General features: G+C 70.6%; 15 protein-coding genes. 4 read left to right on the top strand and 11 right to left on the bottom strand.

From position 1 onward, the window contains the following. Positions 1 to 27: 27 nt before the first annotated feature. Positions 28 to 1353: a carboxylesterase family protein gene (locus KILIM_RS09620; RefSeq protein WP_006592473.1), complete on the top strand. Its 1326-nt coding sequence runs from the start codon at positions 28 to 30 to the stop codon at positions 1351 to 1353. 304 nt (positions 1354 to 1657) lie between these two features. On the opposite strand, the gene KILIM_RS09615 is transcribed toward KILIM_RS09620, so the two are convergent. Both KILIM_RS09615 and KILIM_RS09610 read right to left on the bottom strand, forming a co-directional pair. Then, the gene (locus KILIM_RS09615; protein ID WP_006592472.1) at positions 1658 to 2740 is read right to left on the bottom strand and encodes a tartrate dehydrogenase; all 1083 of its coding nucleotides are present in this window, start codon (positions 2738 to 2740) and stop codon (positions 1658 to 1660) included. A gap of 94 nt (positions 2741 to 2834) precedes the next feature. Then, on the bottom strand, positions 2835 to 3614 hold the full coding sequence (locus KILIM_RS09610; RefSeq protein WP_040562846.1) for a DeoR/GlpR family DNA-binding transcription regulator: 780 nt from the start codon (positions 3612 to 3614) through the stop codon (positions 2835 to 2837). Between the two features lie 78 nt (positions 3615 to 3692). Between KILIM_RS09610 and KILIM_RS09605 the strand changes: the two genes are divergently transcribed. Together KILIM_RS09605 and kce are read left to right on the top strand one after the other, a co-directional pair. Next, a complete protein-coding gene (locus KILIM_RS09605; RefSeq protein ID WP_006592470.1) occupies positions 3693 to 4226 on the top strand; it encodes a hypothetical protein in 534 nt (177 codons plus the stop codon). Positions 4227 to 4373: 147 nt separating this feature from the next. Then, entirely contained in the window at positions 4374 to 5306 is a 933-nt protein-coding gene (gene kce, locus KILIM_RS09600; RefSeq protein WP_006592469.1) for a 3,5-dioxohexanoate:acetyl-CoA acetone transferase, read from the top strand. 7 nt (positions 5307 to 5313) lie between these two features. On the opposite strand, the gene KILIM_RS09595 is transcribed toward kce, so the two are convergent. From KILIM_RS09595 to KILIM_RS09585, 3 genes are all read right to left on the bottom strand, one after another. Further along, positions 5314 to 5859, bottom strand: a complete 546-nt coding sequence (locus KILIM_RS09595; RefSeq protein WP_083876035.1) for a DUF1648 domain-containing protein — start codon at positions 5857 to 5859, stop codon at positions 5314 to 5316. Between the two features lie 80 nt (positions 5860 to 5939). After that, positions 5940 to 7499: a bifunctional phosphatase PAP2/diacylglycerol kinase family protein gene (locus tag KILIM_RS09590; RefSeq protein WP_006592467.1), complete on the bottom strand. Its 1560-nt coding sequence runs from the start codon at positions 7497 to 7499 to the stop codon at positions 5940 to 5942. Positions 7500 to 7578: 79 nt separating this feature from the next. After that, entirely contained in the window at positions 7579 to 8493 is a 915-nt protein-coding gene (locus tag KILIM_RS09585; protein WP_006592466.1) for a DMT family transporter, read from the bottom strand. 193 nt (positions 8494 to 8686) lie between these two features. Here KILIM_RS09585 and KILIM_RS09580 point away from each other — a divergent pair, with 193 nt between their 5' ends. Beyond that, complete coding sequence (locus KILIM_RS09580; RefSeq protein ID WP_157551619.1) at positions 8687 to 9334, top strand: maleylpyruvate isomerase family mycothiol-dependent enzyme; 648 nt, start codon at positions 8687 to 8689, stop codon at positions 9332 to 9334. A gap of 50 nt (positions 9335 to 9384) precedes the next feature. On the opposite strand, the gene KILIM_RS09575 is transcribed toward KILIM_RS09580, so the two are convergent. From KILIM_RS09575 to deoC, 6 genes are all read right to left on the bottom strand, one after another. Then, on the bottom strand, positions 9385 to 9912 hold the full coding sequence (locus tag KILIM_RS09575; protein ID WP_006592464.1) for a mycothiol transferase: 528 nt from the start codon (positions 9910 to 9912) through the stop codon (positions 9385 to 9387). Positions 9913 to 10026: 114 nt separating this feature from the next. Then, the gene (locus KILIM_RS09570) at positions 10027 to 10803 is read right to left on the bottom strand and encodes an alpha/beta fold hydrolase (protein ID WP_006592463.1); all 777 of its coding nucleotides are present in this window, start codon (positions 10801 to 10803) and stop codon (positions 10027 to 10029) included. 25 nt (positions 10804 to 10828) lie between these two features. Beyond that, positions 10829 to 11656 (bottom strand): purine-nucleoside phosphorylase, encoded by an 828-nt coding sequence (locus KILIM_RS09565; protein ID WP_006592462.1) that lies wholly within the window; start codon positions 11654 to 11656, stop codon positions 10829 to 10831. Between the two features lie 94 nt (positions 11657 to 11750). Further along, positions 11751 to 13190, bottom strand: coding sequence for an MFS transporter (locus tag KILIM_RS09560; RefSeq protein ID WP_006592461.1), 1440 nt, complete (start codon positions 13188 to 13190; stop codon positions 11751 to 11753). Between the two features lie 132 nt (positions 13191 to 13322). Then, positions 13323 to 15008: a phospho-sugar mutase gene (locus KILIM_RS09555; protein ID WP_006592460.1), complete on the bottom strand. Its 1686-nt coding sequence runs from the start codon at positions 15006 to 15008 to the stop codon at positions 13323 to 13325. Next, positions 15005 to 15658 carry a deoxyribose-phosphate aldolase gene (gene deoC / locus KILIM_RS09550; RefSeq protein ID WP_006592459.1) on the bottom strand — a complete coding sequence of 218 codons (654 nt, stop codon included), beginning with the start codon at positions 15656 to 15658 and terminating at the stop codon, positions 15005 to 15007. The genes KILIM_RS09555 and deoC overlap by 4 nt, the downstream gene beginning before the upstream one ends. Positions 15659 to 15732 lie beyond the last annotated feature (74 nt).

The raw sequence follows: 15732 nt of genomic DNA, 5'->3' as shown, positions 1-15732 counted from the left end.
GGCGAGCGAACACCTGCGGGAGGGACTGTGCAGACAACCGTGACCTTCACCCCCGAATGCGGCCCCGTGCACGGGTGGCACGACGGGGAACTGTTGCGCGCCAACGGGATTCCGTACGCGCGAGCCGACCGGTTCGCCCTCCCCAGCCCGACGCCGCCCTGGGTCGAGCCGCTCCCGGCGACCGAACCGGCTCCGGCCTGCCCGCAGCCGCCGGTGGAGTTTCTCGACGAGGTACTCGGCGGGTTCTCCAGCGTGTCGGGGCACGACGAGCACTGTCAGCGGCTGTCCGTGACCATGCCGGGCGACGTGCGGCCGGGCGAGGCCTTGCCGGTCATGGTGTGGGTGCACGGCGGCTCCTATGTCTTCGGCGCCGGGGATGTCGGGTGCATGGACCCGGCGCCCCTGGTGCGCGAGCAGCGGGTCGTCGTCGTGACGGTCACCTACCGGCTGGGCCTGTTCGGCTTTCTCGGTGACGGGGTGAGCCGGCCCGCGAACCTCGGCCTGTTCGACCTGCTGGAGGCGCTGCGTTGGGTGCAGCGCAATATCGCGGCCTTCGGTGGCGACCCCGGTAACGTCACCGCGTTCGGGCAGTCGGCCGGCGCCGACGCGATCGCGCACCTGATGGCGACGCGCGAGTCGCGAGGCCTGTTTCGGCGGGTGATCCTGCAGAGCCCGCCGCTGGGTATTCGGCGGGGTCGGGCACGGATGAACGCGGCGATGATGCGAGTCGCCTCGTCGCTGACCGCGCAGACTCCCGTGGCGCAGGTCGTGCGGCTCACCGGGCCGGTGTTGCGGGTCGGCTCCCGCTTCGGGCTCAAGGGGGCGATGTCGTTCGGGCCGCAGGCCGGGCACGCGCCGTTGCCGGCCGAAGCGCAGGTCGAGGCGGCCTGGGACGCGGTCGCCCCGCACGTCGACGTGCTCATCGGCTACGCCCGCGACGAGGCCGAGCTGTTCCTGCAGCGTCCCGGACCGTTGCGGGCGGTGTTCGACCGCCCGCGGGTGGGGCCATGGCTCTCGGCGCGGATCCGCAACCGCACCACCGAGGCCGTCTACGGTCGCGCCTGCCGTGAGTTCGCGGCGCGCCACGCCCGCGCGGGTGGCAACGCCTGGAGCTACCTCATCACCTGGGCCGCCCCCGGCAACCCGTTCGGCGCCGCGCACACCATCGACCTGCCCCTGCTGTTCGGTGACGAGGCCACCTGGCGCGACGCGACCCTTGTGGCCGGCGCCACCTGGGAGGAGCTGCAGGCCGCCGCCCGCCCCGTCCGCGCCCTCTGGGCCGACTTCGCCCGCGGCACCACCCCCGCCGACTCCACCCAGATCCCCGACACGCTGACCTGCACGCGCGCCTGACAAACGCTCGCCGGCGATGTTCCGAGTTTCTGCTCTGCATGTCGCCGCGAACTGTGGCTTTCGGTGGGAGCGATGACGCGCTAGCAGGGGCAAGCTGACGAGCACGTGTCGCCGACCCTGGGCTCGGTCTGCGCGGACGTAGCGACTTCTTGACGTACTCGCGAGGGATCCGAAATTCCGCTTTACGGAAAAGGCCAGGTCACAGGCTCGGCCCGCGCGAGGCCCGGCGCGCGGGTACGTCAAGAAGTCGCTACGTGTGGCGAGGCGGCTCGGCAGAAACCGGACCTGCCCCGACAACACGCCCTTACGGGGCGGCAATCGCGGCGGCGATGGCCTGGCCGAGGGTCTGCGTGGTGCCGGAGCCGCCGACGTCCGGTGTGACGACGCTCGAATCCCCGCGGGCCAGGACTGCCTCGAAGGCGTCTTGTACCGCCGCGGCCGCCGCGTGCTCGCCGAGGTGGTCGAGCATCATTGCGCCGCACCAGATCTGGCCGACGGGGTTGGCGATGCCGCGGCCCGCGATATCGGGCGCCGACCCATGCACCGGCTCGAACAGGCTCGGGAAGCGGCGGTCCGGGTTGATGTTCGCGCTGGGGGCGACGCCGATCGTGCCGGTGCAGGCGGGCCCGAGGTCGGAGAGGATGTCGCCGAACAGGTTGCTCGCCACGACGACGTCGAACCAGTCCGGGTGCATCACGAAGTTCGCCGTGAGGATGTCGATGTGGAACTTGTCGACGCGCACGTCCGGGTAGTCGGCCGCCATCGCGGCGACCCGCCCGTCCCAGTACGGCATGGTGATCGCGATGCCGTTGCTCTTGGTGGCCGACGTCAGGTGCTTGGCCTCGCGGGACTGCGCCAGTTCGAAGGCGTACCGCAGCACCCGGTCGACGCCGGTGCGGGTCATCACGGTCTCCTGGATGACCGTCTCTCGCTCGGTGCCCTCGAACATGATGCCGCCGACCGATGAGTACTCACCCTCGGTGTTCTCGCGCACCACCAAGAAGTCGATGTCGCCCGGGGCGCGACCGGCCAGCGGACTCGGCACGCCGGCCAGCAGTTTGACCGGGCGCAGGTTGACGTACTGGTCGAAGTGGCGCCGGAACTGCAGCAGGCTGCCCCACAGGGACACGTGGTCGGGAACGACGTCCGGCCACCCGACGGCGCCGAAGAAGATCGCGTCGAAAGTCCTGAGGGTGTCGAACCAGTCGTCGGGCAGCATCTGCCCGTGCCGGCTGTAGTAGTTGGCGCTGGACCAGTCGAATTCCGTTGTGTCCAGCTCGAATCCGAACGCCTCGGAGGCGGCCTGCAGCGCCCGCAGCCCCTCGGGCATCACCTCCGTGCCGATCCCGTCTCCGGCGATCACCGCGATGCGGTAGCTGTTGGTCATACGTGCCTCCTGTGTCTCGCGGGTCCGAGTCGCGGGGCGTAACCGGCGGCCCTCGGCGGATCTCCCGAGCCTAGGAGAACGCCCGCCGACCCGCCTACGGGTGAGCCGGAGCGGCCGGGGCCAGGTGCACCTGCACCCCAGCGGCGCGGAACTCCTCGAGCAGGTCGGGTGGGGAGTCCGCGGTGGTGACCAGGTCGTCGATGTCCTCGAGCCCGGCGAACCGGAAGCTCGCCGTGCGGGTCAGCTTCGCCCGGTCGGCCAGCAGGATGCGGTGTGTGGCGCAGGCGACGATGGCGCCCTTGATCTGGGCGTCGTCGAAGGTCGTCGTCGTCAGGCCGTGGCTGGCGCTGGCCGCGGCCGCACCGAGTACCGCGACGTCGGCCCGGATGCTGCGGGCGGCGTCGATGCAGGCCGCGGGTGTGGCCGAGAGGGTGTCCGGCACCACGACCCCGCCCGGCACGATGACCTGCGCCTGCGGGTGCACCCCGAGGGCGACGGCCGAGTGCAGCGACATGCACAGCACGGTCAGGTCGCGGCCGACAAGGGTGCGCGCGACGGCGTCGTTGGTGGTGCCGTTGTCGAGCACCACCGTCTCGTGCTCCTCGATGAGGCCCGCCACCAGCGCCGCGACGGACTCCTTGCTCGCCACGTCCTGGTTCGCCCGCATCGCGTAGGTCTGCGTCCGCATGCCGCGCCGCGAGGCAGCGACCGCCCCGCCGTGCACGCGCTTGAGCAGCCCATGCCCCTCCAGGTCGGCCAGGTCGCGCCGGATGGTGACGGGGGAGGCGCCCGTGAGCGCGACGAGCGCATCGACGGTGGTGCGTTGCCCACCCAACGCCCGAATGATCATTTTATGCCGAACTGATCGTTGCACGTGATCAGTTAACCATCCAGTCTGATCATGAAGACGGGGTTCCCGACAGTTTCAGGCAGTCCGACAGGAGGACACACGATGATCCGGTTCGATGAGTTGTTCGACGAGGCGATGCAAGTCCAGGGCGCACGGGTGGACGTCGAGGCGGTCGTCGCCGACGACCCGCACACCGGCGGCTGGGCCCGACCCGGAGCCAAGACGCTGCTGGCTCTGCTCGCCCAGCACGGGCGTCCGTGGGCCTACGTGACGACCGGCTCCGCGCAAGAAGCGGCCCTCGCGGTATGGACCGCGGGCCTGCCGACGGGCCGCATCATCGCACTGGGCGAGGCGCTCCCGACAGCGACCTGGGAGGCCGCCAGCAGCCTAGGCCTCGACCCGAGGCGCACGGCCGCCGTCCTACAGCCCGGATCGCTCGCATCGGCGGCGGTGCTCGTCGGGTTGATTCCCGTGACCCTGCCCGGGCGGCGGCCAGCGCGCCCGAAGAACACCTCGTGGCGGGAGCGTCTCGCGCTCAGGCTCGCGGAGTGGCAGTTACGCGGCCTGAGCACCACCTACGTTCAGCTCCGTCGGCTCGAAACGGTCGGCGAACCCGTCGAGGCCGCGCGGCGATGATCGGGGCACCGGTGCGGGCCTGGGATTCGGCCGAACGACCCGAATCGCGCCGCGTAAGGCACTAGCTTCGGCGTCAAGGCTGGGGACCTGGTGGTGCTCGGGCACCCAGCGCGCCGCTCACACTCGTCCACAACACCAGGAGTCGTCATGGCTGCCATCCGCAAGGTCATCATCACGTGCGCTGTCACCGGCGGTATCCACACGCCCTCGATGTCGCCGCACCTGCCGGCGACGCCCGACGAGATCGCCGACGCGGCCCTGGGTGCGGCGGAGGCCGGCGCGGCGATCGTGCACCTGCACACCCGCGACCCCAAGGACGGCCGCCCCTCCCAAGACCCGGAGCACTTCGCGCCGATCCTGGAGAAGCTCAAGCCGAACACCGACGCGGTCCTCAACATCACGACCGGCGGCAACCCGGCGATGACCGTCGAGGAGCGGCTGCGCCCCGTCAAGGCGTTCAAGCCCGAACTCGCCTCGCTGAACATGGGCTCGATGAACTTCGGGCTCTACCCGATGCTCGACCGGTACACCGACTGGAAGCACGACTGGGAGGCGCCGGCGCTGGAGCGATCCCGCGACGTCGTCTTCAAGAACACCTTCAAGGACATCGAGACGATCCTCGAGCTCGGCGCCACGAACGGCACGAAGTTCGAGTTCGAGTGCTACGACATCAGCCACGTCTACACGCTCAAGCACATGCACGACCGCGGCCTGACCCGCGGTCCGCTGTTCGTGCAGTCGGTGTTCGGGCTGCTCGGCGGCATCGGCGCGCACCCCGAAGACCTCATGCACATGCGCCGCACGGCCGACCGACTGCTCGGCAAGGACTACCTGTGGTCGATTCTGGGTGCCGGCAAGGCGCAGATGCTGCTGGCCACCCAGGGCGCGATGATGGGCTCGCACGTGCGGGTCGGCCTCGAGGACTCGCTGTGGATCGAGCCCGGTGAGCTCGCCGTCAGCAACGCCGCCCAGGTGACCAAGATCCGAAACGCCCTGGAGGCGTTGAGTTTCGAGATCGCCACGCCTGCCGAGGCCCGCGAGATGCTGGGTCTCAAGGGGGCCGATCAGGTGGGCTTCTAGCCGGGCGTCAGACGGGCAGGATCGGCCCCTGCCCGGTCGATCCCGGCTCGTCCTGCGGCGGGCGGTAACGCCAGAACGCCAGGTACAGCGACCAACTGATGATGGCCGCGATGAAAACCCCCAGGGGCAGCCACGACCACCACGCCATGTCCGGCGGCTCTCGGCGGTTGGCCAGCACCATCTCGATCTGCATCCAGATCAACAGGCCCCCGGTGAGGGCGGCGATGACGTACATGTCGTCGGTGAAGCGCCGCCAGAACTCGGTGCGTCGCTGCGGATGTTGCGGGTCGAGCCAGTAGTCCTTGTGCGGCACATTGACGAAGGCCCCGGAGCCGCGCGCGAGCACCGAGCTCAGCAGCGGCAGGCCCAAGATCACCCCGACCCCCAACAGGCCCGAGAAGATCAGGTGACTGCCGCGGCTCATCCAGCCGTCCGCGGTCCCCGCGAAGTCCCAGTGAGTCGCCATCGGATCGGGCAGCCTCGGGTAAGCCCAGGCCACCGCACCCACGTAGCCGACGGCGACGGCCAACCACAACGCACGCGCCCACCTCATGGCTCAACCGTACGCACGCGGGCGTCGCTCGGCAGGCGCATGCCCGCGTGGCCCCGAGCAAGTACGGGAACCGCCGAGACTTACTCCTTGGGTGGCAGCACGACGAGCAGGGCGCCGGGGTCGACGGCGGCGCGGAAGCGGTGGGTGACGTCCTCGGCGGTGTCGCCGTCGAACTGGTAGGGCACGGGCTCGTCGAGTTCGATGTCCACCGTTTCGGCCTGCAGGTAGGTGAGCCCCTGCACCGACTGGCCGGCCAGGAATCCGCGGGCGATGCGCGGCCAGTCGACGATGCGGGAGGGCTCGGCGAGCATGATGTCGAGCTTGCCGTCGGTCGGGTCGGCGCCGGGCAGCAGTTGCACTCCCGCTTGAATCTGACCGACATTGCCGACGAGCACCATGAGCGCCCGGTACCGCCGCGGCTCCCCGGAGTCGATGCTCAGCGTCAGCTCGAACGGCTCGTTGCCCAGTTGCCCGAGGGCGGCGACGACGTACGCCCCACCCTTGACGACCTTCTTCAGGTCGGCGTTGGTGTTGGCCATGATCGCGGCATCGAGCCCCATCCCGCTCATCACCGCGAACGTCTCCCGGCCCGCGTCGGTGCGCGCGTGCACGACGTCGATCGCCTGCGGTGTGCCCGTCAGTGCCAGCGCGATCGCGGAGTCCTCGTCCAGCGGCACCCCGAGGTTGCGGGCCAGCAGGTTGCCGGTGCCGGCGGGCAGCAGCCCGACCGGGATGCCGGTGTGCGCCAGCTGCGAACAGACGACGCGCACCGTGCCGTCGCCGCCCGCGACCATGACGAGATCGACCTCCGCTGCCACGGCATCCCGAGCCATCTGCTGCCCCGGATCGTCGCGGGCGGTCTCCAGCCACAGCGGCGGCTTCCAGCCGGCGTGCAGCAGCGCGTATTCGACGCGGCGGCGGAACAGGTCGAAGTCGACCACCTTGATCGGGTTGTAGATGATGGCCGCCCGCTTGTCGACGGACTCCTGCGGCAAGTCGGAGGTCGCCCACGCGTGCAGGATCTCGTCGGCGCCGCACAGCCACAGCGCCCCGGTCGCCAGCGCCGCCCCGAGCAGTACCCCTCCGACGAGGTCGCTGAGCCAGTGCGCCCGCAGAATCCACTGATCGAAGAAGAGCACGCACACCACGACGACGCCGGCCACGCGAACCGCCGTGATCGAGGCGTTCGGTCGCCGTCGCGCGTGCGCCAACGTCACCGACACCCAGGTCAGCGCGGTCGCCGCGACCAGATGCCCCGCCGGATATGAGGCGCCGACGAACGACACCGAATCGGCGAACGGAGTGGGGGGCCGCGGCTCGTCGGACCAGAACGCCAGCAGCACCTCGATGGGCCAACCGAGGCAGGTGAGGAAGAGGGCCGACGCCAGCCGCCGCATGCGGCGCTGCAGCGCCCACAGCCCGTAGAGGGCGATCGCGCCGTACAGCGTGATCGGGTTGCTGACCAGCGCGATGGCCTCGGCGAACTGCCCGACCGGTGAGCGCGGGTCGATCCACGGAGCCAGCGTGGCCCGATCCAGCCCCTGAAAACGGCCGGTGACGGTGAATGCGGTCCACACCACGAACAGCGCGATGAGCGGCCAGAACAGTCGCAGCTCGAGTCGCGCCAGGCGTGCGTTCACCCCCTCACCCTACGAAGGCCAGACCGCTGACGCAGCCTTGGTGCGAGGGTTGGCGTGCGGGTTGGCGTGCGGGCCGGTCTCAGCCGCGCGGAGAGGGAGGCAACGGCTGGTCGCCGCCGGCAGTCACGGAGATCGTGTCGTGGGTGCGCGACTTACTGAGCCGCACGACCCCGAGCAGCAGCATGCCCAGCCCGATGGTCTCCACGAGCACGGCGAACGGGGTGGCCAGCAGGTGTTCGTTGAAGACGACCCGGCCGATGACGACGCTGAACAGCGGGTCGAGGGAGGCGATGACGGGCAGGGTCACGTGCAGCGGTGCCAGCGAGAAGACGTGCTGGTTGAGCACGAGGCCGATGCCGGCCAGCACGAGCAGCGTCCACAGCTGCCACGAGCCGAGCAGCACGTCGAGCCCCAGGTTGTCCATGACCCGGGTCGAGGACTTGATGAGGCCGGCCGTCGCAGCGTAGATGCCGGCCACCCCGGCGGCCTGCACCCGCGCGCGCACGGTGACCTTGGCCTTGCGGGTGGCCAGCAGCGCGACGAGCCAGATGACGAGCGCCAGCCCGCCGAGCACCAACCCGGCCGTGCGGTCGCCCAACTCGACCCCGCGCTTGGGGTCGGTGGCGCCGGAGGAGACGAGGAACAGCACGAGCCCGGCGACCAGGGTCGCGGCCCACACCATCTCGCCGCGGGTGATGCGGGTGCGCGAGACCGCGTGGTCCAGCCCGAGGCTGATGACGAGCGCCAGCGTGAGGATCGGTTGCACGGTGGACAGATCCCCGTAGCGCAGGGCGAACACCTGGAACGCCACCGCCGCCGCGTCGACCGCCAGCGCCGCGAGGAACAGCGGGTTGGCGATCATCCGGTCGAGCACCTGCGGCACGTGCCCGCCCAGGATCGGCTTGACCGGCTGGTTGGCACTGAGGTGCTTCAGCACGGTGGAGATCGCGGCGCAGGTCGTCGAGGCGAGCGCGAGCAGAACGACGGTAGTCACGATGAACTGTTCGCCACTCGACGCGGATTCGGCTGGGGATTCACCAGCTAATTTTAGGTCCGCGCCCGCCCCGCCGAGGCCGCCGCACCCGCGAGCCGCGTCCCGAACTGGTACTTTCGGCGACGAATCCGCCGTGCCAGGCACCCGAATGCCGGGTAAATGGCGCATTTCGAGCAGGGCGTGGGGAGTGGGGATGGCCAGCGACGACGAGCAGATCTACGCGTGGACCACGCAGCATCGCCTCCTGCTCGCCGACGTGTTGGCGAGCCTGGCACCGGGCCAGTGGCAGGCACCCACCCTGTGTGCGGGCTGGACCGTGCACGACCTGGCCGGCCATCTCGTGCAGCCGGTGTACGTCAGCTTCCGGCGATTCTTCGTCGTGTCGCTGCGCTACTGGGGCAACACCGACGCGACCGTTGCGCACTTCGCCCGCGAGCTCGCGCAGGCCGAACCCGCGCACCTCATCGAGTTGCTGCGTGCGCACGCCGCCGACCAGGTCAGCCCGCCGCGGGTCGGCCCGATGGGTCCGTTCGCCGACGCCTGCATCCACTTGCGGGACCTCGCCCGCCCGCTGGGGCTGAGTGCCGATGTGCCGGCCGAGCATTGGCAGACGCTGCTGGATTACCTGGTGAGCGACGAGGTCGCCCCGGCGCTCGTGCCGCCGGGTCGACTGGAGGGCGTGGGGCTGCGGGCCACCGACGCCGACTGGTCCGGCGGCATCGGCCCCGCTGCCGAGGGCACCCTGGAAGCGCTCGCCCTCGCCGCCACCGGTCGTTCCGTCGCCGCCGACGAGCTGACCGGGCCGGGCGCTGACCTCCTGCGCCACCGCCTCCGGCGCTGAGCCCCATGCCTTGCATCCGCTGCCCAGTCGCCTGAACTGGGGCTGGCTGGTCAGTGAGCCAGCAGGATCCCGCGGACGAAGGCGGCCTGCCCGACGTGCTGGGTGACGTCGTTGGCGACGCTGACGATCCGGGCCTGCAGGGTCACCGGCGGCGTCCACTGCTCGTCGACGATCGTGCTCCAGTCGTCCTCGCGCACGTGGCGCAGCATGGCGTCGGTCTTGGCGTGCACCGCGTCGTAGTAGGCCACGAGCAGATCACCGGGCGCCCGCACCTGCCCGACCTGCTCGGTCGTCATGCCGTAGCCGGTCTCGCGCGGCGCGAACGGCAGGTCGAACCGGTCGACGAAGCTCAGCCGCAGGTAGGCCTGGTCGGTGTACTCCGGGAGGGCCAACGCGGCGGCTGCGCCGCTGATGTGGTCGTCTTCGACCCGAGCCAGGTGCCAGATCAGCCAGGCAATGGTGTTGGCCTGCGGGGCGATTCGCTGGGTGAGCTGGGACTCGTCGAGGGAGTCGAGCGACTCGCGCACGAGGTCGGGCATGCGGTCGAACAGGTCGATGAAGGCGGCTGCGGTGCTCATCGCTCCACCGTAAAGCGGGCTCCGCCAGGTGTGGTGCCAGCGAAGATAGTGTTCGCTTTTGCCCGGTCCACCCTGTAAAAGCGAACACTATCTTCGGCCGAGGGCCCGCCGGCCTCAGACGTGGGCGTCGATGAAGGCGAGGACGTCGCCGAGCACCTCCTCCTTGTTCGTCTCGAAGAAGAGCTCGTGCCGGGCCCCGGGATAAGACCGTGCCTGCGCTCCGGCACCCTCGAGGGTCGCCCAGGCGGGCCGGTTGTACTCGAAGCGGACGATCTGGTCGTCCTCGCCCTGGATCCAGAGCACCGGGACGGCGAATCGTCCGCCGTCCGCGAGCGTCTGCGTCCCCGCCTTGACCGCCTCGAGGAGCTGCCGCCGGAACGGACCGTGGTAGACGAGCGGATCCGCACCGTGCGCCTCGCCGACCGCGGGGTCGCGGGACAGCGTCGACAGGTCGAGCGGCACATCGAGGATCTCCGGCTGCGCGAGGAGGGTGTCGATGATGCCGTCCGTCGTCAGGGCAGGCGCCGACAGCACACCGCACGCGAGCTCGTCGGGGTAGCGCTGCAGGTAGCGGGAGCCGATGAGCCCGCCCATCGAGTGGGCGACGACGACGACCGGCACCTGCGGCACCTCCGCACGGGCGCGCTCGGCGAGCAGGTGCACGTCGTCGACGATCTTCTCGATGTCGTCGAAGACGGCCCGCTCGCCCTCGGACCTGCCGTGGCCCATGTGGTCGACGGCGTAGACGCTGGCGCCGTCTGCGTTGAAGACGGCAGCGACGGGGTCGTACATGTGCACGTGCTGGCTGTAGCCGTGGACGATGAGCACGACATAGCGCGGCTCCGGGATGCGCCACGACGTCGCCTGTAGCGCACCGGCGTGGTCCGTCAAGGGTGAAGTCGGTCATCACGTCCACCTAGATCGCCTCGAGGATGCCCTTGATGAGGGCGGCGAGGCGCGGACCGGCGGCCTGGCCCATCTCGAGGACCTCGTGGTGGTCCAGCGGCTCGGGGGAGATGCCGGCCGCTTGGTTGGTGACCAGCGAGATGCCGAGCACCTCCATGCCGGCCTCGCGGGCGGCGATCGTCTCCAGCGTCGTCGACATGCCGACGAGCGTGCCGCCCATGATGCCGGCCATGCGCACCTCGGCCGGGGTCTCGTAGTCGGGGCCGGGGAACTGCACGTAGACGCCCTCGGTGAGGCTCGGGTCGACGCCGCGGGCGAGGTCGCGCAGGCGCGGGGAGTAGGCGTCGGTGAGGTCGACGAAGCGCGCCCCGACGAGCGGCGTCGCGCCGGTGAGGTTGATGTGGTCGCGCAGCAGCACCGGGGTGCCGGGCGCGATCTCGACGTCGAGCCCGCCGCAGCCGTTCGTGAGGACCATCGTCGTGGCGCCGGCGGCGGCGAGGGTGCGTACGCCGTGGGCCACGGCGTCGACGCCACGCTTCTCGTAGTAGTGCGTGCGGCCGGTGAGGATCGCGGCGATCTTGTCATTCGGGGTGCGGACGAGGATCAGCTTGCCGCCGTGGCCGGCGACGACGGGCGGCAGGAAGCCGGGGATCTCCTCGAGCGCGCACTCCGCGAGCGGCTCGCCGAGCTCGTCGACCCCGGACTTCCAGCCCGAGCCCAGGACCAGGCCGACATCGATGGAGTCGATGCCGAAGCGGTCGCGGATCGCGGTGGCGGCGACCTGGGCGGCGGCGTAGGGGTCGGTGCTCTCGTTCGTCTGGGTGGTGTCGTTCGTCATGGTGTTCATCCTTTTCGAGGGTGTGGGGTGTGGGGTGTGGGGTGTGGGGTGTGGGTGTGGGGTGTGGGTGTGGAGGCGGGTACGCGGTCCGGGGTCAGCTGCCCAGCGCGGACTCGCGTCCGGCGCGCTGGTCGTCCCGAGCCAAGACGGCTGCGGCGGCCCGGTAGATGATGAGCCCGATGAGCGCCACGACGGCGATGAGGAGGAGCGAGTTGGAGAAGCTCTTGCTGAAGCCCTCCGGGGCGGTGATGATCGCGTCGAACAGCGCCGGCTTGAGGTCCAGCAGCTTGGCGGTGTAGGCGATGCCGACCGAGACGGCGATGCTGATCATGAGGTTGTAGAAGCCGATGGCCACGCCGGAGCGCACGGGCGTGATGTCGCGGATCGCGGTGGCCACCAGCGGGGCGTAGAGCAGCGCGAAGCCCGAGGAGAAGACGACGAGCGAGAGCACGAAGGGGATCACCGAGGTCGTGACGAAGACGGCCGGGACAACGAGCGCGACGATGATGAGCCCGACGGCCAGCGTGATGGTGGCGCGCATCGAGAGGCGCTCACCGATCTTGCCGCTGAGGGACCCGACGATGACGGCACAGACGTAGCCGGGCACGGTCAGCAGCGAGATGGTGTCGAAGGACATGCCGTACAGCTCGGTGATGAGGAACGGGAACGCGAAGATGTAGGCGAACTGCACGGCGTACAGGAAGAACACGACGACCAGCGTGCTCGGGTAGCGCAGGTCGGCGAAGAAAGCCCGGTCGACCAGGGCGTCGTGGTGCGTGCGGATGTGCCACCACAGCAGACCGACTCCGACGGCGGCCGGCGCGAGGAACAGCCAGTTGAAGTCCTGCAGGAAGAGCATGGTGCCGGTCGCGACGATCGCGACGAGGACGATGCCGAAGACGTCGAGCCGGGAGCCGGCGAGCTGGTGGTCCGGGATCGTCTTGAGGACGGCTGGCACGGCAAGCAGGCACAGCAGGGGCACGAGGAAGAGCGCGGTCCAGCTGACGTAGGTCGAGATGAAGCCGGTCGTGACGATGCCGATGAGCATGGCCAGCTGGAAGGCGGCGGTGGAGAAGCCGAGGTAGGTGCGCTGGTCTTCCTTCGGCAGGTACTTCGTCACGTAGACGACGTAGAGGGTCTCCGCGGCTGCGAGCCCGCTGGTCTGGATGATTCGGCCGGTGAGGATCATCGGCCAGGAGGAGCTGAAGAAGAAGCCGATGAGTGAGCCGACGCAGATCATGCCGATGGCGCCGAGCAGCAGTTTCCGCATGCTGATGGAGTCCGACAGCGTCGCGAAGACGACGGCGCCGACCCCGATGATGATGCCGCCGAGGGTGGTCTGGAGGCTGACCGTGGTGACCGACAGGCCGAGGTCGTCGGCGATCGGCTTGGACGTGAAACGGAACGCCGAGTCGACGACGAGGCAGAAGATGAACATGCCCAGGAGCACGGGCACAGCGCGCTTGGGGTTGGGCACATCGGCGACGGGGACCGCGGTCGCGGCACCGTTGCCGGGGGCGGGCGAAGAAGACATGACGCGTAATCCGATCTGGTGAAAGTGGGCAGGGCGCATCGGCCCGGCAGCGGGAGCGATCCAGTCAGGGAAGGCTCCCGCCCCGCGCGAGTGACGTCCGGTGGGGTGGAAAGGCGGCTCAGAGAGGTGGGCTCAGAGCCCGAGCACGGCGGTGATGTCGGCGCCGAGGCGGCGTAGGCGCTCCTGCGCGACGCCGCGCGGAATGTCGGAGCCCGGCACGGGCACGACGACCTCGAGGTAGCACTTGAGCTTGGGCTCGGTGCCAGACGGGCGGACGATGACGCGGTCGTCGGCTTGGGTGGTGAGGATGATCGCGTCGGTGGCCGGCAGCTCGGGCGAGCCGTGGGCCAGGTCGGTGACGGAGGCGACCGGCGAACCGGCGAGCTCCGTGACGTCGGCGGCCCGGAGGCGGGCCATCGCGTCGGTGATGATCGACAGGTCATCGACGCGGAAGCTGAGCGGCGCCGTGGCGAAGAGTCCGTGGGTGCGGGCGAGGTCGTCGAGCGCGTCCGGGATCGTGCGCCCGTCGCGGGCCAGGTCGTCGACAAGCGTCGCGACGCGCAGCATCGCCGAGATGCCGTCCTTGTCCTTGACCGACTCGGGATCGGTGCAGTAGCCGATCGCCTCCTCGTAGCCGAACCGGATGCCGGGCGCGCGGGCGATCCACTTGAAGCCGGTGAGCGTCGTCGCGCCCCGCAGGCCGTGATGCTCGGCGATCCGCCCGAGGAGCCGGGAGGACACGAGGGAGCACGCGAGGGTGTCGCCGGAGCGGGTCGGGTCGGTCGCGGCCTGCTCGCCGAGCAGCCAGCCGACCTCGTCGCCGCTGAGCTGACGCCACGTGCCGTCGCGCTCCGGGATGGCGACCGAGCACCGGTCGGCGTCGGGGTCGAGGGCGATGACGACGTCGGCGTCGACGTCGCGGGCCAGGGCCAGGGCGAGGTCGATCGCGCCGGGTTCCTCGGGGTTCGGGAAGGGCACCGTCGAGAAGTCCGGGTCGGGCTGCTGCTGCTGAGCGACGACGTGGACGTCGCCGAAGCCGGCCGCGGCGAGCACCTGCAGGGCCGTCGCTCCGCCGACGCCATGCATCGGCGTGAGGACGATGCGGGTGTTCGAGGCCTCGGTGCGCCCGCGCAGGCCCGCGGTCCGCGCGACGTAGCGGTCGACGAGGTCGGCCGGGGCGGGGGTGACGTTCGCCGCGGAGCGGGCGACCTCGTCGGCCGGCGGGGCCGCCGCGATCTGGGCGGCGATGAGCCCGTCGACCGGCGGCACGATCTGCACGCCGACGCCGTCCTCGCCACCGAGGGCGCGACCCAGGTAGACCTTGTAGCCGTTGTCGGCCGGGGGGTTGTGCGAGGCCGTCACCATGACGCCGGCGTCCGCGTCGAGCGCGCGCACGGCATACGCGGTCAGGGGCGTCGGGAGCTGCCGGGGCAGGGCGATGACCTGCGCGCCGGCGCCCGAGAGCACCTGGGTCGTCGCGTCGTAGAAGGCGTCGGAGCCGTGCCGAGCGTCGCACCCGACGACGACCCGGGCCGGCTGGTCGAGGGCGCCGTCGAGGTAGGCGGCCAGCCCGGCGGTGGCGCGGGTGACGACCGCGACGTTCATCCGCGACTCGCCCGGGCCGACCGCGCCGCGCAGGCCCGCGGTGCCGAAGGTGAGCGGCCCGACGAAGCGGGAGGCGAGATCGGCGGCCGCGGCCTCATCGGCGGCGGCGGCGTCGACGAGGGCCAGCAGCTGCGTGCGCGAAGCCTCGTCGGGGTCGTGCGCGGCCCATTCGCGGGCCTGGGTCACGACGTCGGCGCTGACGTCGGTGTTCACTTCAGGCCCTCGAGCAGCGCGCGCGAGCCGGAGACGCCGAGGCGGGTGGCGCCCGCGGCGATCATCGCCTCGGCGTCTTCGCCGGTGCGGACGCCGCCGGAGGCCTTGACGCCGAGGCGGCCACCCACGGTCTGCGCCATGAGCTCGACGGCGTGGACGCTCGCGCCGCCGGCCGGGTTCATGCCGGTCGAGGTCTTGACGAAGTCGGCGCCCGCGGCCTCGCTCGCGCGGCAGGCCGCGACGATCTCGTCGTCGGTCAGGAGCGCGGACTCGATGATGACCTTGAGCACGGTCGGCGCGGGGGCGGCCTCGCGGACCGCGCGGATCTCGGCCTCGGTGCCGGCGACGTCGCCGGACTTCAGCTGCGCGATGTCGATGACCATGTCGATCTCGTCGGCGCCGTCGCGCACCGACTGCGCCGCCTCGGCCGCCTTGACCTGGGCCTTGTGAGCGCCGGAGGGAAAGCCGCACACGGTCGCGACCTTGAGGCCGCGGTTGTCGGTCAGCGGCAGCATGTTCGGCGAGACGCACACCGAGTAGGTGCCGAGCTCCGCGGCCTCGGCGACGAGTCGCTCGACGTCGGCGCGCGTGCTCTCGGGCTTGAGGAGGGTGTGGTCGATGAGCTGGGCGACGTCGGCGCGGCGAGACATGCAGGGATCCTTCCAGAGGGTGCGCGGCGAGGCGACGCTCCAAATCCGGAACGTTCGTTCCCTGCCGTGCGAAC

The organism is Kineosphaera limosa NBRC 100340 (genome assembly GCF_000298215.1).
Lineage (GTDB): Bacteria > Actinomycetota > Actinomycetes > Actinomycetales > Dermatophilaceae > Kineosphaera > Kineosphaera limosa.
This window is presented reverse-complemented; position numbering and strand designations above follow the sequence as displayed.